This window comes from Erythrobacter sp. NFXS35, assembly GCF_040148725.1.
Lineage (GTDB): Bacteria > Pseudomonadota > Alphaproteobacteria > Sphingomonadales > Sphingomonadaceae > Erythrobacter.
Genome location: NZ_JAGDEB010000003.1, coordinates 446,039 through 467,463, shown reverse-complemented (window position 1 = coordinate 467,463; position 21,425 = coordinate 446,039). Strand labels below are relative to the sequence as shown.

The window sequence follows — 21,425 nt, the reverse complement described above, 5'->3', positions numbered from 1 at the left end:
TAGTCATGGTCATGTCGTTACGTTCCGTTCCTGCGAGCCGGCAGCCTTCCGCTGCGGCCCCGCACGCTTGGGTATTGCCCAGCCCCACAGCATTCCGTCACGGAAGGGAAGGGCAAGGAAGAGATGTTCTAGCACGCCCAGCAGGCTGAGGGTGAACAGCAGGCTACCCCCCACCATCTGTGCACTGCCGACCGGCGCGGCGAGCGCGAGCGTGGCGAACCACGCGCTCATCGCCACAAGGCCTGCGACCGACAGCGCCAGCAGCACAGTCATGCGGTTGCGGCCGAAATACGTCTTCAGATAGGCGAGATGTTCGGGCAGCATTTCCGATGTCGTGTTAGGTACGCCCACGAACAGGTTGATCTTGGAAATCAACCGCATCCCGAACATCAGCACGAACACGGTCGCGCCGATCTGGTTGGGCACGTTCCACGACAGCGAGATCAGCAGCAGTGCAGTCAACGCCAGCGCCACCTCGTGATGCATCACCGTGCCAGCGGCCTGACGGAAGCGCGCGATGCCGGTGAGCGACGGATCGCTCGGGCCCCGGCGCGGCCCGGCGGCGGCACCGGTGAGGAAGCTCAGCTCATGCCAGCCCCACACCATCAGTGCGCCGACAAAGGCGAGGTAGACTGCCCACACCTCGGCCGAGAGCGACGCGACAAGGATGACCACCAATCCGGCAATACCCGCCACACTGCCGATCACTAGACTGCGCGAGAAGGTGGCGCGTTCACGATTATCCGCCCAGGCGATCAGCCCGGTGGCGATGAACCAGATCGCGACCGTCACGATGAACGGTACAATATGACCGCTCCAGCTTACCACGCGGGCTGCAGCCTGATCGCACCGGGCAGCGCGTTCGACTTGGTCGGGTGCAGATAGAGCCGGGCGAAGTTGAAAGCGGCGCCAGCCATTCCCGAAGCCCGCATTGCAAGCCCGGTGATGCCGCCGCGTTCCTTGCCTTCCTCGATCCGGCGCGAAGCGCGCAGCAGCGCGTTCATCGCGGCGCGGAAGCCGGGGCTGTCGATGTCGAGTTCGACCGGGAAAACCTGACGGCTGATCTGGTTGGTGATCGCAAACACCTTGTAATCATACTCGGTCGGATCGACGCCCAGCGCCTTGTGGAACACAGGCCGCGCATGATCGCGCACGAACATCGTGGCATAGACCGAAACGAGGAAGAACCGCACCCACAGCTTGTTCATGCCGGTCAGCAGCTTGGGATCGGCGCGCAGCAGCATGGCAAAGGCTTCACCGTGACGGAACTCGTCGTTGCACCAGTCTTCGAACCAGCGGAAGATCGGGTGGAAACGGTTCTGCGGGTTGGCCTGCAGGTGCCGGAAGATGGTGATGTAGCGGGCGTAGCCGATCTTCTCCGACAGATAGACCGCGTAGAAGATGAATTTCGGCTTGAAGAAGGTGTATTTCTTGGTCCGCGTCAGGAAGCCCAGATCGATGCCGATGCCCGAATCCTTGAGCGTTTCGTTAATAAATCCGGCATGGCGGCTTTCATCGCGGGCGAGCAGCTTGAACAGCTGCTTCACATCGGGGTTCTTGGTGCGCTTCGCAATCTCGGCATAAAGCACGCAGCCGGAAAATTCCGAGGTCAGCGAGCTGACGAGGAAATCGACGAATTCGGCGCGCAGTTCCGGCTCAAGCCCTTCGATCACGCCGTGGAAGGTATCGTCCTGCTTGAAGTGCTTCTTGTTGGGATCGCCGACCATGTCACTGATCAGCTGGTCCCACTCCGCACGCACGCCGGAAACGTCGATCGCGTCGAGCGCATCGTAATCGGTGGTGTAGAAGCGCGGGCTCAGCATCGTGCTTTGCTGCGCGATCTCCATCGCATGCTCGCGGGTGAGCGTTGCGTCGATCTTGGTATGCGCGTTCATCGTACCCTCCCCGGGGTGAAGCTGACTTCGTAAAGTTCCTTGAGGTCGAAATAGGCTGCCAGCCGCGTCAGTCCCCGCTCAAGCGCGGTGGCCCGGGTGACTGTGGCGGCACGCTGGACAACGACTTTTTCGCCGAACTTGATCTGGATCGGCGAGCCATGCACCCTGACCTTGTCGCCTGGATTGATTGCCACGTCCCCGTCAAGCTCGACATGGGCGTGGAAATGATCGGGGCTCTGTTCGACCGTGATCGTGCAACCGACGTCGAACGAGCGCGCGCTCTGGCCAAGGAACAAGGCAACCATTACCGGGCGTCCTTCTGTGGGAGCATGTCGGCGAAAACCCTGCGGTTGTCCGGCCCAAAGGACGACACTTCGACGCTGCTGCCGGTGACCGGGTCGCTGAGCGTCAGGGCGCCGTTTTCCCATTCGGTCAGTTCGAATGGAACCCCAGGGCCTTCACCGCGGATGCGGCGGCGATGGACGAGGCTGCGGACGCTGGCACGGATGAAGCCGCCTTCGCCGGGGGAAAACCGGCTGAGCACTTCGGCGGTGGCGCCGTCTTCGGCGCGCACGGTGCCGTCCGGTTCGTCGAAGAAGCGCAGGGTGCGCGCCGCCACCGGCTGGATGCCGGATTCGGCACGCGCCTGTGCGGGAATCGAGCTGCGTTCGAAAAAGCCGAGCTGCACCGACGCCGTCAGCGCCAGCGTGATCACCACGATCCCGCCCATCAGCATCAACGGCACCTTCTGGACCGTGATCTCGTCCTTCTCGTATTCACGAACGATCATGCCGGCGCTCCTTCTAATCCCTTGTCGCTCAGGCGATTGCCGACCGGCGTGCGGGCTGCAACCGGCGCGGCGACCGGGGCGTGATGGCCTGCGGAGACAGGCGCTTCCTTGATCTCGCTCAAATTCATGTCGATTGCACCATATTGCGCGCGGACATCGGCGATCATCTGTGCAAGCCGCGCCGCATCGGGCACCGCACGCAGCATAGGCTGCGGCTGCGTGAACTGCCACGGGCGGACATGCGGCCACAGCAGGATATGCCCGAGCAGCCGATCGCCGCCGATTTCCAGCGCGATGTCGCCGTAGTCACCACCGCGCGGACGCAGATGGGCGGCCTTGACCTGCTTGAGCGGGATATTGATCCGCGTCTCGATCGCCATGCCGATCCGCATGATCAGGCGGACATCGGTGAGGATATAGAGCGTGCTGCGCGCGCTCAGCCAGGCGAGGAGGTAGAGCAAGGCGATCAGCGCCACGCCCAGTACCGCAGCGACCATCGCCGCATCGTTCCTGCCGCTGACGAGCGCAACCACGATCAGTGCGCCCATGTACAGCCCCAGCGTGCGGGTGTGGAAGGCGGTACGGGCCAGCATGCCGAGACCGGGACGGCCTTTCCACAGCACCGTTTCATCCGGCGCGGGCGTGCCGAGCCGATCGCCGTGCGCGGTCGGGCCGTCGTTCTCGAGTTCGGCGTGATCGATCCCGCCGGGCAGCGGCATGGCCGTCGCTGCCCGGGTGTCGGTGGTTGTCAGAGCCATGGTTCAGCCCTTTCCGGTGTCGCATACATGTAACCGCCGCCGAAATAGGCCTGGATGCGGTCTTCCTCGTAGCGAGTGATGATGCCCGGAGTTTCCAGCGCGGGGACGTCCTCGAACTGCGCAGCGGTGATCGCATCGATCTCGACAAATTCGGCCTCGTCACTGGTGGTGGGCAGCAGCGCGGCCAGCAGGCTGTTGCCGTGAACCGAGGCAACCATCATCGGCGCGAGCACCTTCTTGCCGGTGGTGGTCTCGATTTCGAGATAGCGGATCATGTGTTCCGCCTGATCGACCCAGATGTCGGTGACTGTGCCGACTGTCTTCTTGTCGGCCGACATCACCGGCCAACCAATCAGCTTGGGATCATTGTCGGCGATCACCAGATCGTGGCTTTGCGCGATCGGCACGATGCGCGGGCGGCCATCGAAGGTCAGGTCGGGATACTTTGCACGATTGGCCCATGCAGCCGGCCCCATGCCGTCCTTCATTGCATTGCCCGATGGCACGTAGGGTGCGCCCGCAGCGCGGAAGCCCTGTACGCCTGCCACCGTCAGATCGTCCCGGGGAACATCTTCGGGGATGTAGGTGCCGCGACCGTGCGGCAGCTGAAACGCCTTCTTGTCGCCGTCGAACAGGCTGATGGGAAGGATTCTCCCGTTTTCCTCTTCTTCGAGCGGATAGCCCTCGCGGCGGCTTTCCCGGTTAAGGTAGAATACCAGCGCTAGGAAGAAGACGAAGAACAGCAGAAAAGCGAGTTCGGCGACATCGAATGTGCCGACGATATAGGCGTGGTTCATTTCACGTTCCTCTCATGAATTAGGTCGGCTGAGGCGGCGCCGGACAGGATCAAATGTGGGCAGACTTGGGTAATCATGTCGGAAACTCCCTCAGGCCGAAGGGCTGGCCATGCGGGCCGGCCTCGTCAACGGGCGGGTTGCGCCGCGAGCCGACCAGCGGCCCGATCGCGGCAAGGCCTGCCAGCAGCAGAGCAATCTCAAGCATGTAAACCGTGGCATAGCCGCTGGCGCGGGTGGCCATGGTGGCCGGGGCATCGCCGCTTTGCACCAGCGCTGCGACGAGATCGCGGAGCAGCCCGCCGATTGCGATGCCGATCCCCGCACAGGTCGCCTGAACCGCGCCCCACGCACCCAGCGCAAGACCCGCCGTCTCGCCTTTGGCAATGGTCATCGCCTCGATCAGCGTGCCGACCGAAAACAGCCCGAGCCCGAGCCCGATCCCCAGCGCGCCGCAATATAGCATTGCCGGCGACGCGAACGGCCCGGCAAACAGCACGAGCAGAAAGGCGTTGATCCCGATCACGATACCGGCGCCCGAGAGGCGCAGCGGATCCCATCCGCGTGCAAGGCAGCGGCCCGACAGCGTGAAGCCTACCAGCGAACCGAGCGCCCAGGCACCGGTCAGCCCGGTGGTCGCGCCGACCGACAGGCCGAGAATTTCGCCGCCATAGGGTTCGAGCAGCGCATCCTGCATCGCGAAAGCCATCGCACCGATCCCGATTGCGGTCAGCAGCCGCGCATTGCGCCCATCGCGCACGAAGGCTTGCCACAGGTCCGAGAACACCGGGGTTGCGCGGTCAGGCGCAGTCACTTTGACGTTGCGCGCCTCCTGCTTCCACAGGGCAATGACGTTGAGAATGATGGTCAGCACCGCGCAGCCCTGAATCACCTGCACCAGCTTGGTCGCACTGTAATCCATCAGCACGCCGCCAATGACGAAGGCGGCGAACATCATTCCCACCAGCAGCATTACGTATAGCAGCGCCACCGCACGCGGGCGCTTGCTTTCCGGCGCCAGATCGGTCGCCAGCGCCAGGCCGGCGGTCTGCGTGACGTGAAAGCCTGTTCCTGTCAGCAGGAAGGCCGCGATCGCCGCGACAAGGCCGATTTCGAAGCGGTCCACCGTGCCCAGCAGCAGCAGCGCGAAGGGCATGATCGCAAGCCCGCCGAACTGCATCAGCGTGCCGAACCAGATATAGGGCACCCGCCGCCAGCCAAGCACCGAACGGTGGGTATCGGACTTATGCCCGATCAGCGCGCGGAACGGCGCAACCAGCAGCGGTACCGCGATCAGCAGCGCAACCAGCCATGTCGGTGTGCCGAGTTCGACCACCATCACCCGGTTCAACGTGCCGTTCAGCAGCACCGTCGCCATGCCCACCGTCACCTGAAACAGCGACAGGCGCAGCAATTGCCCCAGCGGCAGGTCCGCACTCGCGGCATCCGCAAACGGCAAAAGGCGGAATGCCACCTCCGTCCAATGCGGTGCCTGAGGGCGGGCCGAACGCTTCATCCGTGCCTCACCAGTTCCAGCGCCTGCGACTTGTAGAAACCGCTGGAGATGCGCTCGGTACGCCCGATGCTCCAGCCCGGCAGGTTGCCGAGGCGTTCGCGCAGATCGCTTTCTGCGGTCGGTACTATAGCGGGGGAACGATCGGACTTTGGGAAGATCTTGCCGACCTGATGCATCGTCGCCAGCAGCCGCGTGCGCGGGGCGAAGGTGAACAGGATCGAGCGGTTGGTGCGCTGGGCCAGTTCGCCGAGCGCATCGACCAGGTCTTCAGGCTGATAATGGATCAGCGAATCCATCGCGACCACGTGTTCAAAGGTGCCGAGTTCGGGATCGAGCATATCGCCTGCGCGCCACCGGATGCGGCCATGGCCGAGGAACGAGGGTGCGCGCTCCCGCGCGACTTCGACAAGGCCGCCGGCCACGTCGATCCCGGTTACATCAGCGCCGCGGCACGCCGCCGCAACCGCCAGTGCCCCGGTGCCGCAGCCTGCGTCCAGAACCTTGGTGCGGCGCAGGTCATCGGGCAGCCAGGAAAGCAGCGTCGCGCGCATCGCATCACGTCCGGCCCGCACCGTTGCGCGGATGCCGCTGACCTTGGTGTCCGAGGTGAGATCGATCCACGCCTGACGCGCAGTGCTGTCAAAATAAGTCGCCAGCGCCTCGCGCCGGTCGTCATACCCTGAAGGAAGCCGCGTCGCCATTATTCGAACCCCAGAAAATCGAAGATATCGCGGTCCTTCATCGGCTGCGCTTTGGAAGGATCGACCCCGGCCCACAGCATCGCTGCCAGCCGCAGGTATTCGTCCTGCGCGGCGACCACTTCGGGATCTTCGCCCATCTCGAACAAGGTGCACTTTTTCAGGCGCGAGCGGCGGATCGCATCGACATCGCGGAAATGCGCAAGGCGCGGCATGCCGACCTTGTCGCAGAACCGGTCGATCTCGTCCGTGTCTTTGCTGCGGTTGGCCACCACCCCGGCGAGCCGCACGTCGTAGTTCTTGGATTTGGCCGCAATCGCCGCGACGATGCGGTTCATGGCGAAGATGGAGTCGAAATCATTGGCCGCCACCACCAGCGCGCGTTCGGCGTGCTGCAGCGGCGCGGCAAACCCGCCGCACACCACATCGCCCAGCACGTCGAAGATCACGACATCGGTTTCTTCGAGCAGGTGGTGTTGCTTCAGCAGCTTGACCGTCTGCCCGACCACATAGCCGCCGCAGCCCGTGCCAGCGGGCGGTCCGCCGGCCTCGACGCACATGACGCCGTTATAGCCTTCGAACATGTAGTCTTCTGGCCGCAGTTCCTCGGCGTGGAATTCAACCGTTTCCAGCACGTCGATGACGGTCGGCATCAGTTTCTTGGTCAGGGTGAAGGTGCTGTCATGCTTGGGATCGCAGCCGATCTGCAGCACCTTGTGACCAAGCTTCGAGAAGGCGGCCGAAAGGTTGGAGGAGGTGGTCGACTTGCCGATCCCGCCCTTTCCGTAAACGGCAAACACCTTCGCACCCTTGATCTTGTCGGCCGGGTCGAGCTGGACTTGAACCGATCCTTCGCCGTCGGGCTTGCTGAAGCTGGATTGGGGGCTGTGCAGGTTCATAGTTTACGATCCCTCGTTTTCATTCGCCCGCGAACACGCCTTCAAGGCGGTCCTCGAGCTCGTCGTTGGCTTCGCGCAAGGCGGCGAGCGTGGCTTCGTCCGGCTCCCACAGGTGGCGGTCGCAGGCTTCGAGGAGGCGATTGGCCACCCCGGCCGAGGCCTTGGGATTGAGCTCCGACAAGCGCCGCCGCATTGTCTCGTCGAGCACGAAGGTCTCGGAAATCTTCTGGTACACCCACGGCGCAACCTGCCCGGTGGTGGCCGACCAGCCGAGCGTGCTGGTCACATGGCCTTCGATCTGGCGGACGCCTTCGTAGCCATGTTCCAGCAGGCCTTCGAACCATTTGGGGTTGAGCGTGCGGGTGCGGGTTTCAAGGTCGATCTGTTCGGCCAGCGTGCGCACCTTGGTGGCGCCGCGGGTGGCATCGAGGATGTAGACCGGCGTTTCGGCGCCCTTGGCCCGCGCAACCGAGCGGGTCACGCCGCCGAGGCCATCGACATACTGGTCGACATCATTGATGCCCAGTTCAACGCTTTCGAGGTTCTGGTAGGTGAAATCGACCGTGCCGAGCGCGGAGTGCAAGATTTCGCGCTGCTGCACCGGCTTGCCCGAGACCCCGTAGGCAAAGCCCTTGTTGATCTCGAACGCGTTGGCGAGTTCATCGGGATCGGCCCACACGCCGCCCGCGATCATTTGGTTGACGTTGGCCCCGTAGGCACCTTCGGCATTGGAGAACACCCGCAGCGCCGCGGTTTCCAGATCGCAATCATGCTGCACCATCTGCGCCAGCGTATGCTTGCGCACGAAGTTGGCTTCCGGCGTCTCGTCCGCCTGGCTCGCCAATAAGGCGGCCTGCGCCAGCATCCGGGTCTGCATCGGCAGAAGATCGCGGAAAATGCCCGAAAGCGTCATCACCACGTCGATCCGTGGACGACCAAGTTGCTCCAGCGGGATCAGCTCGGCCCCGCACAACCGTCCATAGCTATCGCGCCGGGGGCGGGCACCCATCAGCGTCATCGCCTGGGCAATCTGCACGCCTTCGGACTTCATGTTGTCGGTGCCCCACAGCACCATCGCGATGCTTTCGGGGAAAGGCTGGCCGCCATTAACGTGGCGTGCAATCAGCTGTTCGGCCTGTTCGCTGCCCAAGCGGCAGGCATAGGCCGATGGCATCAGGAATGGATCGAACCCGTGAATATTGCGCCCGGTGGGCAGCACATCGGGGTTCACCACCACATCGCCGCCGGGGGCGGGCTGGGTGTAACCGCCATCGAGCGCGTGGATCAGGGCGCCGAGTTCGTCGGAGGAATCGAGCTTGGCCCCCAGCATAGCACGGTCGGGCGTCGCCCCATCAAGGCTGCCCGCTTCGCACATCGCATCCAGCATATCCTCACGCGCCTGCCCTTGCGGATTGCTGCCGAGAATGTGCAGCCCGTGCGGAATTAGCGCCTCTTCCATTTCATAAAGACGCGCAGGCAGTTCGCCGATATCGTCATAGGCAATGTCCAGCGCATCGCACTGGTCGGCGATCAGCTGGGCGAGATCCGCGCGCTCGTCGGCGTGATCGGCATCGTCGATCGTCGCGCGCCAGCGTTCGACGCTCGCCTTCAACTCGGTCAGGCCCTTGTAGAGCCCGGCCTGCGCCAGCGGCGGTGTGAGGTAGCTGATCAGAGTCGCGCCCGAACGGCGCTTGGCCAGCATTCCTTCGGACGGGTTGTTGGCGGCGTAGAGGTAGAAATTGGGCGTGTCGCCGATCAGCCGATCCGGCCAGCACTTGCCCGACATACCAGCCTGTTTGCCCGGCATGAATTCCAGCGCGCCATGGGTGCCGAAATGCAGGATGGCGTGCGCGGCGTAATCCTCGCGCAGCCAGCGATAGAACGCGCTGAAGGCGTGGGTGGGGGCAAAGCCGCCTTCGAACAGCAGCCGCATCGGATCGCCTTCGTAGCCGAAGCCCGGCTGCACGCCGACGAAGATATTGCCGAAATGCGCGCCCTGAATGAGGATATGGCCGCCATCGGCCAGCTGCTTGCCCGGTGCCGGGCCCCATGCGGCCTCAATCTCGGCCAGATACGTTTCCCGCCGAACGTGTTCGTCGGCAGGAACGCGGTGCGCGACATTGGCATCTGTGCCGTAGCGTTCGGTATTACCCTTCAGCAGGATTTCGCGCATCCCATCGAGGCTTTCTGGCACCTCGACGTCGTAACCCTCGCCCGCGAGCCGTTGGAGCGTGGCGTAGAGCGATTCGTGCACTGCCATGAAGGCGGCGGTGGCGGTCGCGCCTGAATTGGGGGGGAAGTTGAACACCACGATGGCGAGCTTGCGTGCGCTGCGTTCGGCCTTGCGCAGCTGCACCAGCCGAACGGTCCGCGCGGCCAAAGCTTCGGCACGTTCCGGGCAGGCCTGCATCGGTTTGGCTTTTTCCGAGGCCGGACGCGGGCAGTTGCGGTCGCAACCGGTGCAGCACGGGCCGGTGTTGCCTGCGCGCCCGCCGAACACGTGCGGCACAGTCGATCCGTCGAGTTCGGGCAGGGCGACCATCATGGTCGATTCGAGCGGCAGCAGGCCTTGCGCACGGTGCGCCCATTCCTCGATGGTCTGGAATTCGATGGCGTGGGCAGCGAGGTAGGGAAGGTCGAGCTTGCCCAGAATTTCGCGCGCTGCAGCCGCATCGCTGTAGGCGGGGCCGCCGACGAGCGAGAAGCCCGTGAGGTTGACCACCGCGTCCACCGTCGGGCGACCATCGGGGCCGATGAAGAACTGCTCGATCGCCGGACGTGCATCCAGCCCGCTTGCGAATACCGGCACGACCTTTAGGCCAGCAGCTTCGAATGCGGCAATCGCGCCATCATAATGCGCGCTGTCGCGGCCCAGCAGGTAGGATCGCAGCAGGATCAGGCCGACGGTGCCTTCACGGCCTTCCTCGCGCGGAAGCAGGCGCAGGCTTTCGGAAATGCGTTGCTGGGTGCGCGGGTGATAGACCCCGGTTTCGGGATAATCGATCGGCGCTTCGGCCTTGGTGATGCCGCGGCGATACATCCGCTCACCCGCAGCATAGCGATCGATCAGCGCGCGGACCATGGCAACCACGTTCTCGTCCGAACCGGCGAGCCAATATTGCAGCGTGAGGAAGTAGGCGCGCACGTCTTGCGCGGTGCCGGGAATGAACTTGAGGATCTTGGGCAGGCGGCGCAGCATCTTCATCTGCCCCGCGCCCGAATTGGGCTTGCCGTTCTTGCCCGCGTTGCCGCGCAGCTTCTTGAGCAGCGCCAGCGGGCCTTTGGCCGGCGCGTCCATCCGGTAGCCGCCCATGCGGGTCAGCTTCACGACTTCGCCTGCGCTCATCAGGCACACCATCGCGTCGCATTCCTCACGCCGCGCTTCAAGCGTGGGCAGGATTGCGCGAATGTGATCGTCGAGGAACAGCATCGTGGCGATCACGATGTCGGCTTCGGCAATCGCGGCTTTGACGTTTTCCAGTTCGCCCGGTTCGCTGCCCCATTCCGATGCGGCGTGCAGGCTGAGTTCGATCCCTTCAGGCGCCAGCATCGCATCCGCCCGGTCGACCGCACCCTTCAGGTGGTTGTCGAGCGTAACGATCACCACCCGAACGGGGGCGCGCGGATTGAGCGACGAAGCCGAAGGGACGCTACCGTGCATAATGCGCCTTTGCGTCGTACAGGGTTTCAAGGTCGATGGCGGTGCGGCCATCGGCAGCGGCGAAGGCTTCGGTGTTGCGCCGCGCCTTGCCACGCACGAAAAATGGAATCTTCTTGAGTTCGCGTTCGGCCTCGGCCGTCCAGCCGGTTGCGCTGATATCCGTGACTGTCGCCACCGCGATATCCGCAACGGGTGCTTCGACATCCGTCTGCACCGAAGCCTTGCGCGGGGAGTGCGCCGCATGATGCGAAGCGCCCGCTTCGTCGGAAAATTCGAAATCCTCGCGGAACATGGTGAGCAGGTGTTCTTCCAGCCCCATCACCAGCGGGTGCACCCAGGTGTCGAAGATCACGTTGGCGCCTTCGAACCCCATTTGGGGCGAGTGGCGGGCGGGGAAATCCTGCACGTGCACCGGCGCGGAGATGACCGCGCAAGGGATGCCGAGCCGCTTGGCTATGTGGCGTTCCATCTGCGTGCCCAGCACCAGTTCGGGCGCAGCGGCAGCGATGGCGTCTTCGACCGCGAGGTGATCGTCGGTGATCAGCGGCTCGACCCCGCAGCGCGCGGCTTCGGCGCGGACTTCGCGGGCGAATTCACGGCTGTAGCAGCCGAGGCCGCAGACTTCGAAGCCCAGTTCCTCACGCGCGATCCGGGCGGCGGCGACCGCATGGGTCGCGTCGCCGAAGATGAACACGCGCTTGGAGGTGAGATAGGTCGAATCGACCGACCGGCTCCACCAGGGCATGCGGGAAGAGGTGTCGCCGAGGGCAGGCGTGGGATCTGCACCTGCCAACTCGGCGACGTCGGCGATGAAGGAGCGGGTTGCTCCCACGCCGATAGGGATGGTCCGCACTGCGGGCTGATCGAAAGTCTTTTCGAGCCAGCGGGCGGCCTCATCTGCGATTTCGGGGTAGAGGACGATGTTGAAATCGGCATGGCCGATCCGGGTGATGTCCTCCGGTGTGGCGCCCAGCGGCGCGACAAGGTTGACCTCGACGCCGAGGGTATCGAGAATTTTGCGAATCTCGACCAGATCATCGCGGTGGCGGAAGCCGAGCGCTGTCGGGCCGAGGATGTTGGCGCGGGCCGGACGGGCGTTCTCGCCTTGGCCGCGCGGCTCACGCACAACCGACTTGTCGGCAAGGTTGCGGACGATCTGGTAGAACGTTTCGGCTGCGCCCCAGTTTTCCTTGCGCTGATAGCTGGGCAGCTCGAGCGGTATGACCGGGCAGGGCAGGCCCATCGCCTCGGACAGCCCTGCCGGATCATCTTGTATAAGCTCTGCAGTGCAGGACGCGCCGACGATGATCGCCTGCGGCTTGAACCGGGCGACAGCTTCGCGTGCGGCATCCTGAAAGATCTGCGCGGTATCCTTGCCCAGATCGCGCGCTTCGAAGGTGGTGTAGGTGACCGGCGGGCGCTTGCCGCGCCGTTCGATCATCGTGAACAGCAGGTCGGCATAGGTATCGCCCTGCGGCGCGTGCAGCACGTAGTGCAGCTTCTCCATCGCGGTCGCCACGCGCATCGCACCAACGTGCGGGGGGCCTTCATATGTCCAGACTGCCAGTTGCATCGCCTAGATCTCCAGCATGTCGCGGCGCCGCAGCGGCCGGGCAAAGAGTTCGGCAAGATCCGCGGCCTGGTCGAAGCCGTGGATCGGCGAGAAGACGAGCTCGATCGCCCACTTGGTAGTCAGGCCTTCGCCCTCGAGCGGATTGGCAAGGCCAAGCCCGCAAACTGTGATGTCGGGCCGGTCGGCGCGCACGCGGTCAAGCTGCCGCTCGACATGCTGGCCTTCGCTGATGCGGACGTCATGGCCGATCAGATCGAGCTCCCGCGCCAGATGCGCGCGGTGCAGATAAGGCGTGCCGACCTCGACCAGTTCCATGCCGAGTTCTTCCTGCAGGAATCGTGCGAGCGGCACTTCGAGCTGCGAGTCCGGCAGGAAGCTGATGCGCTTGCCTTCCAGTTGCGGGCGCAGTTTCGACAAAGCGATCCGGGCGCGTTCGCGACCCGGTGCGACGACCTTGTCGAATAGCGCCGCTTCCACACCGAATTCCTGCGCGGCGGCACGCAGCCAGCTGGTGGTGCCTTCCGCGCCAAACGGGAATAATGCATCGAGGCGCTTCGCCCCGCGGCCTTCCAGTGCCATCGCGGTCTCGCCGAGGAACGGCTGGGCCAGCAGGTAGCGGGTGTTGGGGCCGATGCTCGGCAGGTCACGGGCGTTGCGCGCGGGCAGCACGCCGACCTTGTCGATGCCGAGCTGAGCGAAAATGCGCGTAAACTGGTCTTCGACGATGTCCGGTAGACTGCCGACGATCAGCAACTGCTTGGCCGCGTCAGGCACGCTCGCCGGCATCACGGGTACCAGCGCGGACAGGCAGGCGTCTTCGCCCTGTGTGAAGGTGGTTTCGATCCCGCTGCCCGAATAGTTGAGAATGCGCACGCGCGGCATATGCACCGCGCCGAGGCGCTCGGCGGCCTTGGCGAGATCGAGCTTGATCACTTCCGAGGGGCACGAGCCGACCAGGAACAGTGTGCGGATATCCGAGCGGCGCTCGAGCAGGCGGTTCACCACCCGGTCTAGCTCGTCCTGCGCATCGACCATGCCGGCCAGATCGCGTTCTTCCATGATCGCGGTGGCGAAACGCGGCTCGGCGAAGATCATCACGCCCGCCGCCGATTGCAGCAGGTGCGCACAAGTGCGCGAGCCGACCACGAGGAAGAAGGCGTCCTGCATTTTGCGGTGCAGCCAGATAATGCCGGTAAGACCGCAGAAGACTTCGCGCTGACCGCGTTCACGCAGGATCGGGCGCTGGCCGCTATCGGCCACAGCGCTGCCGGGCGCGTCGTCATGGGCGAGTTCGGAGGCGCAGCCGTCAAGGGTGGCGAGCGGGCTCATGCGGCCACCGCCTTGCTTGAGGTGTCACGGATGGGATCGGCGGATTTGGCGCCTTCCAACCGCGCCATGCGCAGCTTCCACAGGAACTGGCCGGCGTTGATGATGTAAGCGCCGTAGGCGGCCAATGCGACCAGCATGCGTTGTTCAAGCGTACCGTGGCTACCGAACAGCATCACCAGATAAAGGGTGTGCAGTGCCAGCACGAGCATCGAGAACACGTCTTCCCAGAAGAAGGATGGGGCGAACAGCCATTTGCCGAACACGACCTTCTCCCAGATCGAGCCGGTGATCATGATGGTGTAGAGCACCAGCGTCTTGACCACGATCGAGACATCGGCGGCGAATGCGCCTTCACCGGTCAGGAGCGTGCGCAGCACAAGCCCGAGGCTGACCAGAAACACCAGAAACTGAACTGGGGCGAGCACACCCTGAACGATCGTCCAGACCGAGTCGTCGCGCCGGACCCGCTCTTCAGCGGTGTAGAGCGCCCGGCTCCTCTCCTTGTCACGGCCAGCACCCGTTGGCGGGGTCTGGTGGTCGACCGGGGATGTCTGATCCGTCCGAGTCATTTTTAGCGTTAGCCCTTGCTGTGTGACTCGGAGATTAAGCCCGTTCGAGTTCAAGTGTCAACTAGATTGGACGTTTAGTTTTGTTGACGATTTTGAGCAGGGCAGTAACGTGGTTTGCGCCTGTACCCAAAAAAGCGTAGATAGGAGTCGCTGGCTTTTCGGGATCAGGGCCATGGGCGCGTTGTTTGAGCGGGCTCGTTACCTCCGGCGGAAGGTGTTCCGCATGACCTGGGAGGGTCTGGCAATGGGTGATTCGAAGCCTTCCGCCATATTTGGCGCCGGTTCGGCGGTTCTGCGCGGCGTCATTGCCGCGCCGCTAGAGCTGGTGCGAAAGCGCGGAACGGCGGCTGCTCGGGAGCCTCATGACCCCCAGCAATCCCATGACAGTGTCAACACGATCATTGAGAGCGAGATCATCCCGCGCCTGCTGATGGCACATAATTCAGGCACTTCGCGCTCGGATGCGAAAAACGGCCGGCCGATCGACCCGGAAGATGCCTCGCGGTTTGCGATGCTCCCGCTGCGGCTCGAAGCCGCCAGCCTGCTCGAAGAAGTCGACGGCTTCATCGCCGAAGGTGCCAGCGTGGAGATCGTCTGCCTTGATCTGCTCGCTCCTGCGGCGCGCAAACTGGGCGAGATGTGGGAAAGCGACGAGTGCGATTTCATCGACGTGACGATGGGGCTCTGGCGGCTGCAGGAAGTAATGCGCGAGATCGCCGCACGCTCGCCCGCCGACCTGCCGTCGCTCGAAGTCCCGCGCAGTGCGCTGTTCTCACCGATGCCTGGAGATCACCACAATTTCGGCACCTTGATGATCGAGGAAGTCTTCGCGCGGGCCGGCTGGCAGAGCGAGGCGCTGGTCAAGCCCGAACGCCGCGAATTGCTCGACCGGATCGCTCACAGGCCTTTCGATGTGGTAGGATTGACGCTTGCGCGCGACTGTCCTAGCGCCGCGCTCGCAAGCCTGGTCAAGGCGGTCCGCAACGCTTCGGCGAACCCCCGCGTTGTCGTGCTGGTGGGCGGGCGAACGATCAACGAGAACCCTGATATGGTGGCAGAAGTCGGAGCGGATGGCACGGGCACGGACGCGCTCGCCGCGCTCGAAATGGCCGAGCATCTGGTGAAGGTAGCCCCGCTCTGCAGCCAGAACCTGCGATAGGCCCCGCTCACCCATGCTCACCCGAAAACATAGCATTGAAGGCAAGCATCCCTTTGGGAGAGCAGCTGAACTGTTCCAGTCTCTGGATGCCGATGCGGCGATGAAGCTGGCGATGATGGCCGGTGATGTTACGCTCGTGCTCGACGATACCGGCACGATCCTCGATGCTGCTTTCGATCCGCGAGAATTCCCCGGCTTTGCTGGCTGGGTCGGCACCAACTGGATCGAAACGGTAACCGACGAAAGTCGCCCCAAAATCATGGAGATGCTGGCCGCTGCTCGCAAGGGCGAAGTGCAGCACTGGCGCCAGGTCAACCACCCTTCGCGCGACGGCGAAGTGCCGATCCGCTATGCCGTTCTCAGCGTCGATGGCGGCGCGCACCGGATCGCCTTCGGGCGGGATCTGCGCGATGCGGGCAAGCTCCAGCAGCGGCTGTTGCAGGTGCAGCAATCGCTTGAGCGGGACTATCTCAGGATGCGCCAGCTCGAAGCGCGCTACCGCATGCTGTTCGAACGTTCGACCGAGGCGGTGCTGATCATCGAGGCGGCGACGCTGCGCATCCGTGAAGCCAATCCGGCCGCGCATATCATGGCCGGGGCCCGCTCCGGAAGCCTGCCGGGCAAGAAGCTTCCCACCATGATCGACAAGGCTTCGCATGAGGCTTTACAATCGCTTGTCGGGGCCGCGCTGGTGTCCGACACGGTCAGCCCGGCGCAGATCCGCCTTGCCCGCGGCGCTCAGGATGTGATGGTCTCTGTCACCGGATTCACACAGGATCGCGGGCAGTTTTTGCTGGTGCGGCTGGTGCCCGCCAGCGAGCGGGGGGCAAGCGTCAATTCTCCCGTGCTGGAACTGGTCGACCTGATGCCCGATGCTTTCGTGGTGGCGGACAGCAACCTAGAAATCGTCACCGCCAACGCCGCGTTCGTCGAGCTGTTGCAAGCCGCCAGTGTCGACCAATTGCGCGGGCGGCACCTGTCCGAATCGATCGGACGGCCAGGGATCGACCTCGATCTGATCGAGGGTCAGATCGACCAGCACGGCGCGGCGCGCAATGTCAGCACCGTTCTCAGGGTCGGTCATGATATCGAGGGCGAACCGATTGAATTGTCGGCCGTAAGAACCGGCGGCGATGATCCCTATTATGCCTTCGTGATCCGCCCGATCGGGCGCCGGTTGCGCGATCTGCCGCCAAATTCGCAGGAAATGCCACGATCGGTCGAACAACTCACCGAACTGGTCGGGCGCATGAGCCTGAAGGATATCGTGCGCGAAAGTACCGATCTGATCGAGCGTTTGTGTATCGAGGCAGCGCTGTCCTATACCTCGGACAACCGTGCGTCGGCGGCAGAAATCCTCGGCCTTTCGCGCCAGAGCCTCTATTCCAAACTGCACCGTTACGGCCTCGGCAATCTGGCCGGCGACAACGACTGATCGCGCTGCGCAGCCGGGCTTGTTGGATAATACCGCGCCCGAGACAGGGCTGCGCATGGGCCTGCAAAACCGCACCCAAATCGCGCAAAAATGCGCCGAAAATGCATTAAATCACCTTCAAATCGGCTTGATGGCACCCGTTTTGGCCACCTGCAGATAGCTTTGCGAACACCCGCTGATTGCCTACTGTCAAGCTGGCTTTCTGTCCCGAATTGGACACCAGGAGCGGCTCGGGACGGCAAAATCAAAAAAATTCCGGTGTCCGGCGGACAGATAGTGTCAAAACAATTTGACGCCTTAGCTTGTCAGGCATAGCCTCACATCATGGAACAATCGGCACCAGCGACTCACTCCGTGTCCGTTCCGGCGGCCCATGGAAGGCTCCGGCCGAAGCCGCGCGACGTGCTTCGCCTGCTCAAACCGATCACCTGGTTCCCGCCGATGTGGGCTTTCATGTGCGGCGCGGTCTCGTCCGGCGCGGGGCTGGAAGGGCGCTGGTGGTTCGTGGCCGGGGGCGTAATGCTCGCCGGGCCGCTGGTTTGCGGCACCAGTCAGGCGGTCAATGACTGGTTTGATCGCCATGTCGACGCCATCAACGAACCCGATCGGCCGATCCCTTCGGGCCGGATTCCGGGACGCTGGGGGCTGTATATTGCCATTATCGCAACACTGATCTCTGCCGCAGTGGGCTGGCTGCTCGGCCCGATCGTGTTCGTCGCCGCGCTGGTCGGCTTGGCTTTTGCCTGGGCTTATTCCGCGCCGCCTTTCCGGTTCAAGGCCAACGGCTGGCTGGGCCCGCTGGTGTGCGGGCTGACCTATGAAGGGTTGAGCTGGTTCACCGGCGCTGCCGTGATGCTCGGCGCGATGCCCTCGGTCGAGGTGGTCGTCATATTGTTCATGTATTCGCTCGGCGCGCATGGGATCATGGTTCTCAATGATTTCAAAGCGGTGGAGGGCGACCGGCAGACCGGCCTCACGTCCTTGCCGGTGGTGATGGGCGTGGAGGTCGCGGCGCGCACCGCCTGCATCACCATGGCGGTGGCGCAGATCGTGGTGATCGCATTGCTGGCGCTGTGGGGCTTCACGCTTTCGGCCCTGATCGTTGCCGGGGTGCTGGCCGCGCAGATCGCCGCCATGCCGCGCCTGATCCGCGACCCTGCCAAATACGCGCCTTGGTATAATGGCGTGGGCGTGACGCTATATGTGCTGGGCATGCTGGCGGCGGCGCTGGGCTTAGGGGGCTACATCTGATGCACGCCCCGCTCGCCTCGTCCTCGACAGAGGTGAGCAGTGCCGGGTTCGGCTGGATCGCGATCATCCGCATCGGGCTGGTACAAGCTTCCGTGGGCGCGCTGGTGATGCTGGCGACAACAGTGCTGAACCGGGTGATGGTGGTCGAGTTGGGGCTGCTCGCGGCGATTCCCGCCGGACTGGTGGCGTGGCACTATGCGGTGCAGTTGGGTCGTCCGTTATGGGGCCATGCCTCTGACAAGGGCAAGAATCGCACGCGCTGGATTATCGGTGGGGTAGCGGTGCTGGCCGCAGGCGGATTGCTGGCGACTCAGGCGACGATACTGCTCGCGACGTCTTTCGTGCCTGGATTTGCGCTGGCGGTGCTGGCCTATACGCTGATCGGTGCAGGCGTAGGTGCAGGCGGAACCTCGGCCCTGGCGCTGTTGGCATCGGGCGTTGCGCCGCAGCGGCGCGCGGCGGCGGCGGCAGTGACTTGGATCATGATGGTTGCAGGCATCGTCGCGTCGGCAATCACCGTGGGCGCGCTGATCGAGCCGTTCTCGTTTGAACGGCTGCTGGTTGTCGCAAGCGGGCTGGCGCTGGCGATGGTGACGCTGACGGTGCTGGCGACTTTCCGGTTGGAGCGGCAGGCTGGCCGGTTCGGCAACGCGGCCAAGGATAGCGCCGCGCCCGATTTCCGCGCGGCGTTATCCGAAATCTGGCACGAGCCTGCGGCGCGGCGCTTCACCATCTTCATCTTCGTCTCGATGATTGCATTCTCGATGCAGGATCTCATCCTCGAACCCTTCGCCGGTCTCGTGTTCGGCCTCGCGCCGGGCGAATCGACGCAATTGGGCGGGCAGCATCAGGGCGGCATTCTGCTCGGAATGATCATTACCGGAATCGGCGGCAGCGCGTTTTCAGGGCGGCGGCCCGACGGTTTGCGTATCTGGGTGGTGGGCGGCTGTGTCGCCTCCGCGCTTGCGCTGGGCGCGTTGGGGTTGGCCGCAATCAATGGTCCACCGTGGCCGCTGGGTATAAATGTTTTTGTGCTGGGGCTGGGCAATGGCGTCTTCGCGGTGGCCGCGATTGGCGCGATGATGGGGCTGGCGGGGGCGGGCGAAAACACCCGTGAAGGCGTCCGCATGGGCGTCTGGGGCGCTTCGCAGGCCATCGCTTTTGGATTGGGCGGCCTGACCGGCGCGGTCGGTGTCGATCTGGCGCGCAAGGTGCTGGGCGATGACGGCGCGGCATTCCAGCTGGTGTTCGGCATCGAAGCCGCAGCATTTCTGCTCGCCGCCGTGCTGGCGGTGAGAGCGACTGGAGCGGCAGCGCTGCGCGCCGACGCAAAAACGCATTCAAGGGAGGTCTTCGCATGAACCAGACTATTTATGACGCGGTCATCATCGGCGGTGGGCCTTCGGGTGCGACGGCGGCGACCGATCTTGCGCTGGCGGGTCATTCGGTGCTGCTGATCGAGCGCGGCGGGCGGATCAAGCCTTGCGGCGGCGCAATCCCGCCGCGGTTGCTCGCCGATTTCGACATTCCGCAAAGCCTGCTGGTCGCCAAGGCGCGCTCGGCCCGGATGATTGCGCCCTCGGGCCGCGCGGTCGACATGCCGGTGGGCGAGATCGGCTATGTCGGCATGGTCGACCGCGACGAATTCGACGAAGCTTTGCGTGAACGCGCCCGCCATTCCGGCGCGGAACGCCTCACCGCCACCTTCGAGAAAGTCGAGCGTGATGACGAGGCGCATCCGATCGTCACCTTCCGCCGCACCCGCGGCGGCCCGATCGAGGGCGTGCGCGCCCGCGTCGTGATCGGCGCGGACGGCGCACGGTCAGCCGTGGCCAAGCAGTGCCTGCCCGGTGCCGAGCGCGTCCCGTGCGTGTTCGCCTATCACGAGATCATCAAGTCGCCCGAAAAGAACACGGAAAACTTCGATGCCTCGCGCTGCGATGTGTTCTATCAGGGCCGCCTATCGCCCGATTTCTACGCCTGGGTGTTCCCGCATGGCGATACCGCGAGCATCGGGGTGGGCAGCGCCAACAAGGGGTTTTCCTTGCGCGGTGCGATTGCCACGATGCGCGACGATCTTGGCCTGGCGCGCTGCGAAACGGTTCGCCGCGAAGGTGCGCCGATCCCGCTGAAGCCGCTTAAGCGCTGGGACAACGGCGCCGACGTAATCGTGGCCGGCGATGCTGCGGGCATTGTCGCTCCGGCATCGGGCGAAGGCATCTATTACGCGATGGTCGGCGGACGGCTCGTGGGCGAGGCGGCCAGCGCCTTCCTCAAGACCGGCGAGGCCAAGCAGCTCAGGACCGCGCGCAAGAAGTTCATGAAGGAACACGGTACGGTGTTCTGGGTGCTCGGGATGATGCAGTATTTCTGGTATTCGTCCGACAAGCGGCGCGAGCGTTTCGTGACCATGTGCGATGACAAGGACGTGCAGGAACTGACCTGGCAGGCCTACATGCACAAGAAGCTGGTGCGCGCCAAACCCATGGCCCACGTCAAGATATTCCTGAAGGACACGGCTCACCTGCTGGGCCTGAGGGCGGCGACACATTAGGGCGGTCGCCATGTCGGCCATTGCAGGTTGTAACTGTGACCCTTAAGCCTGTGCCATGAACAGAATGATGATCATGCCCGTCACCGTCGCTACCGGAGCGGCGCTGTGCGTGGCGGCGCTGGGGGCGACGATCACCGATCTCGGGCCGTGGTATCAGGCCCTCGACAAGCCCGGCTGGAACCCGCCCGACGTGATGTTCCCGATGGGATGGACGCTGATCTATGCGCTGATCACGATCTCGGGGATCACCGCCTGGCGGGCCGCGCCCACCGCGGCGAAATCTGAATGGGTAATCATGCTGTTCGCGCTCAACGGCTTTCTCAACATCACCTGGAGCCTGATCTTCTTTCGCATGCAGCGCCCGGATTGGGCCTTCCTCGAACTGACCCTGCTGTGGCTCTCGATCGCGGTGCTGATCGTCTATTGCGGCCGCTTTTCCCGCGCTGCCGCCGCGCTGCTGGTGCCCTATCTGGCATGGGTGACGTTTGCGGGTGCGCTCAACTGGGCGGTGGTGGAACTCAACGCCCCGTTCGGCTGACGCGGT

Annotated in this window: 19 protein-coding genes; 6 read left to right on the top strand and 13 right to left on the bottom strand. The window is 64.0% G+C overall.

All coding sequences use genetic code 11. The annotated features are described in order from the left end of the window. Nucleotides 1-9 precede the first annotated feature (9 nt). The 13 genes from puhE to bchF form a co-directional block, all read right to left on the bottom strand. The gene (gene puhE, locus J3454_RS13760) at nucleotides 10-828 is read right to left on the bottom strand and encodes a putative photosynthetic complex assembly protein PuhE (protein WP_349514333.1); all 819 of its coding nucleotides are present in this window, start codon (nucleotides 826-828) and stop codon (nucleotides 10-12) included. Then, nucleotides 822-1,895: a magnesium-protoporphyrin IX monomethyl ester (oxidative) cyclase gene (acsF, locus tag J3454_RS13755; RefSeq protein WP_349514332.1), complete on the bottom strand. Its 1,074-nt coding sequence runs from the start codon at nucleotides 1,893-1,895 to the stop codon at nucleotides 822-824. Before acsF ends, puhE begins: the two co-directional genes overlap by 7 nt. After that, nucleotides 1,892-2,200 (bottom strand): O2-dependent cyclase accessory protein, encoded by a 309-nt coding sequence (locus tag J3454_RS13750; protein WP_349514331.1) that lies wholly within the window; start codon nucleotides 2,198-2,200, stop codon nucleotides 1,892-1,894. Before J3454_RS13750 ends, acsF begins: the two co-directional genes overlap by 4 nt. Continuing rightward, nucleotides 2,200-2,685 (bottom strand): photosynthetic complex assembly protein PuhC, encoded by a 486-nt coding sequence (puhC, locus tag J3454_RS13745; protein ID WP_349514330.1) that lies wholly within the window; start codon nucleotides 2,683-2,685, stop codon nucleotides 2,200-2,202. Before puhC ends, J3454_RS13750 begins: the two co-directional genes overlap by 1 nt. Then, on the bottom strand, nucleotides 2,682-3,443 hold the full coding sequence (puhB, locus tag J3454_RS13740; protein WP_349514329.1) for a photosynthetic complex putative assembly protein PuhB: 762 nt from the start codon (nucleotides 3,441-3,443) through the stop codon (nucleotides 2,682-2,684). Before puhB ends, puhC begins: the two co-directional genes overlap by 4 nt. Continuing rightward, nucleotides 3,434-4,240, bottom strand: a complete 807-nt coding sequence (gene puhA, locus J3454_RS13735; RefSeq protein ID WP_349514328.1) for a photosynthetic reaction center subunit H — start codon at nucleotides 4,238-4,240, stop codon at nucleotides 3,434-3,436. Before puhA ends, puhB begins: the two co-directional genes overlap by 10 nt. Before the next feature lie 73 nt (nucleotides 4,241-4,313). Next, the gene (locus J3454_RS13730) at nucleotides 4,314-5,753 is read right to left on the bottom strand and encodes a BCD family MFS transporter (RefSeq protein ID WP_349514327.1); all 1,440 of its coding nucleotides are present in this window, start codon (nucleotides 5,751-5,753) and stop codon (nucleotides 4,314-4,316) included. Next, nucleotides 5,750-6,454 carry a magnesium protoporphyrin IX methyltransferase gene (gene bchM, locus J3454_RS13725; protein ID WP_349514326.1) on the bottom strand — a complete coding sequence of 235 codons (705 nt, stop codon included), beginning with the start codon at nucleotides 6,452-6,454 and terminating at the stop codon, nucleotides 5,750-5,752. The genes J3454_RS13730 and bchM overlap by 4 nt, the downstream gene beginning before the upstream one ends. Then, nucleotides 6,454-7,350: a ferredoxin:protochlorophyllide reductase (ATP-dependent) iron-sulfur ATP-binding protein gene (gene bchL / locus J3454_RS13720; RefSeq protein WP_349514325.1), complete on the bottom strand. Its 897-nt coding sequence runs from the start codon at nucleotides 7,348-7,350 to the stop codon at nucleotides 6,454-6,456. Before bchL ends, bchM begins: the two co-directional genes overlap by 1 nt. A 19-nt stretch (nucleotides 7,351-7,369) precedes the next feature. Then, complete coding sequence (locus J3454_RS13715) at nucleotides 7,370-11,011, bottom strand: magnesium chelatase subunit H (protein ID WP_349514324.1); 3,642 nt, start codon at nucleotides 11,009-11,011, stop codon at nucleotides 7,370-7,372. After that, on the bottom strand, nucleotides 11,001-12,584 hold the full coding sequence (gene bchB / locus J3454_RS13710; RefSeq protein WP_349514323.1) for a ferredoxin:protochlorophyllide reductase (ATP-dependent) subunit B: 1,584 nt from the start codon (nucleotides 12,582-12,584) through the stop codon (nucleotides 11,001-11,003). Before bchB ends, J3454_RS13715 begins: the two co-directional genes overlap by 11 nt. Nucleotides 12,585-12,587: 3 nt before the next feature. Beyond that, nucleotides 12,588-13,913 (bottom strand): ferredoxin:protochlorophyllide reductase (ATP-dependent) subunit N, encoded by a 1,326-nt coding sequence (locus tag J3454_RS13705; protein ID WP_349514322.1) that lies wholly within the window; start codon nucleotides 13,911-13,913, stop codon nucleotides 12,588-12,590. After that, nucleotides 13,910-14,482, bottom strand: coding sequence for a 2-vinyl bacteriochlorophyllide hydratase (gene bchF, locus J3454_RS13700; RefSeq protein ID WP_349514321.1), 573 nt, complete (start codon nucleotides 14,480-14,482; stop codon nucleotides 13,910-13,912). The genes J3454_RS13705 and bchF overlap by 4 nt, the downstream gene beginning before the upstream one ends. A 244-nt stretch (nucleotides 14,483-14,726) precedes the next feature. Between bchF and J3454_RS13695 the strand changes: the two genes are divergently transcribed. From J3454_RS13695 to J3454_RS13670, 6 genes are all read left to right on the top strand, one after another. Beyond that, the gene (locus J3454_RS13695; protein ID WP_349514320.1) at nucleotides 14,727-15,641 is read left to right on the top strand and encodes a cobalamin B12-binding domain-containing protein; all 915 of its coding nucleotides are present in this window, start codon (nucleotides 14,727-14,729) and stop codon (nucleotides 15,639-15,641) included. A gap of 13 nt (nucleotides 15,642-15,654) precedes the next feature. Continuing rightward, on the top strand, nucleotides 15,655-17,076 hold the full coding sequence (ppsR, locus tag J3454_RS13690; protein ID WP_349514319.1) for a transcriptional regulator PpsR: 1,422 nt from the start codon (nucleotides 15,655-15,657) through the stop codon (nucleotides 17,074-17,076). 324 nt (nucleotides 17,077-17,400) lie between these two features. Beyond that, on the top strand, nucleotides 17,401-18,327 hold the full coding sequence (gene chlG / locus J3454_RS13685) for a chlorophyll synthase ChlG (protein WP_349514318.1): 927 nt from the start codon (nucleotides 17,401-17,403) through the stop codon (nucleotides 18,325-18,327). Then, entirely contained in the window at nucleotides 18,327-19,688 is a 1,362-nt protein-coding gene (locus J3454_RS13680; protein ID WP_349514317.1) for a BCD family MFS transporter, read from the top strand. The genes chlG and J3454_RS13680 overlap by 1 nt, the downstream gene beginning before the upstream one ends. After that, nucleotides 19,685-20,881: a geranylgeranyl diphosphate reductase gene (locus tag J3454_RS13675; protein ID WP_349514316.1), complete on the top strand. Its 1,197-nt coding sequence runs from the start codon at nucleotides 19,685-19,687 to the stop codon at nucleotides 20,879-20,881. The genes J3454_RS13680 and J3454_RS13675 overlap by 4 nt, the downstream gene beginning before the upstream one ends. 55 nt (nucleotides 20,882-20,936) lie before the next feature. After that, complete coding sequence (locus tag J3454_RS13670; protein WP_349514315.1) at nucleotides 20,937-21,419, top strand: TspO/MBR family protein; 483 nt, start codon at nucleotides 20,937-20,939, stop codon at nucleotides 21,417-21,419. Nucleotides 21,420-21,425 lie beyond the last annotated feature (6 nt).

What these genes read in the sequence shown, in the direction of transcription:
- acsF (WP_349514332.1), bottom strand. Translation starts at nt 1,895, where the DNA reads ATGAACGCGCATACCAAGATCGACGCAACGCTCACCCGCGAGCATGCG.
- J3454_RS13750 (WP_349514331.1), bottom strand. Translation starts at nt 2,200, where the DNA reads ATGGTTGCCTTGTTCCTTGGCCAGAGCGCGCGCTCGTTCGACGTCGGT.
- puhC (WP_349514330.1), bottom strand. Translation starts at nt 2,685, where the DNA reads ATGATCGTTCGTGAATACGAGAAGGACGAGATCACGGTCCAGAAGGTG.
- puhB (WP_349514329.1), bottom strand. Translation starts at nt 3,443, where the DNA reads ATGGCTCTGACAACCACCGACACCCGGGCAGCGACGGCCATGCCGCTG.
- puhA (WP_349514328.1), bottom strand. Translation starts at nt 4,240, where the DNA reads ATGAACCACGCCTATATCGTCGGCACATTCGATGTCGCCGAACTCGCT.
- J3454_RS13730 (WP_349514327.1), bottom strand. Translation starts at nt 5,753, where the DNA reads ATGAAGCGTTCGGCCCGCCCTCAGGCACCGCATTGGACGGAGGTGGCA.
- bchM (WP_349514326.1), bottom strand. Translation starts at nt 6,454, where the DNA reads ATGGCGACGCGGCTTCCTTCAGGGTATGACGACCGGCGCGAGGCGCTG.
- bchL (WP_349514325.1), bottom strand. Translation starts at nt 7,350, where the DNA reads ATGAACCTGCACAGCCCCCAATCCAGCTTCAGCAAGCCCGACGGCGAA.
- J3454_RS13715 (WP_349514324.1), bottom strand. Translation starts at nt 11,011, where the DNA reads ATGCACGGTAGCGTCCCTTCGGCTTCGTCGCTCAATCCGCGCGCCCCC.
- bchB (WP_349514323.1), bottom strand. Translation starts at nt 12,584, where the DNA reads ATGCAACTGGCAGTCTGGACATATGAAGGCCCCCCGCACGTTGGTGCG.
- J3454_RS13705 (WP_349514322.1), bottom strand. Translation starts at nt 13,913, where the DNA reads ATGAGCCCGCTCGCCACCCTTGACGGCTGCGCCTCCGAACTCGCCCAT.
- bchF (WP_349514321.1), bottom strand. Translation starts at nt 14,482, where the DNA reads ATGACTCGGACGGATCAGACATCCCCGGTCGACCACCAGACCCCGCCA.
- J3454_RS13695 (WP_349514320.1), top strand. Translation starts at nt 14,727, where the DNA reads ATGGGTGATTCGAAGCCTTCCGCCATATTTGGCGCCGGTTCGGCGGTT.
- ppsR (WP_349514319.1), top strand. Translation starts at nt 15,655, where the DNA reads ATGCTCACCCGAAAACATAGCATTGAAGGCAAGCATCCCTTTGGGAGA.
- chlG (WP_349514318.1), top strand. Translation starts at nt 17,401, where the DNA reads ATGGAACAATCGGCACCAGCGACTCACTCCGTGTCCGTTCCGGCGGCC.
- J3454_RS13680 (WP_349514317.1), top strand. Translation starts at nt 18,327, where the DNA reads ATGCACGCCCCGCTCGCCTCGTCCTCGACAGAGGTGAGCAGTGCCGGG.
- J3454_RS13675 (WP_349514316.1), top strand. Translation starts at nt 19,685, where the DNA reads ATGAACCAGACTATTTATGACGCGGTCATCATCGGCGGTGGGCCTTCG.
- J3454_RS13670 (WP_349514315.1), top strand. Translation starts at nt 20,937, where the DNA reads ATGAACAGAATGATGATCATGCCCGTCACCGTCGCTACCGGAGCGGCG.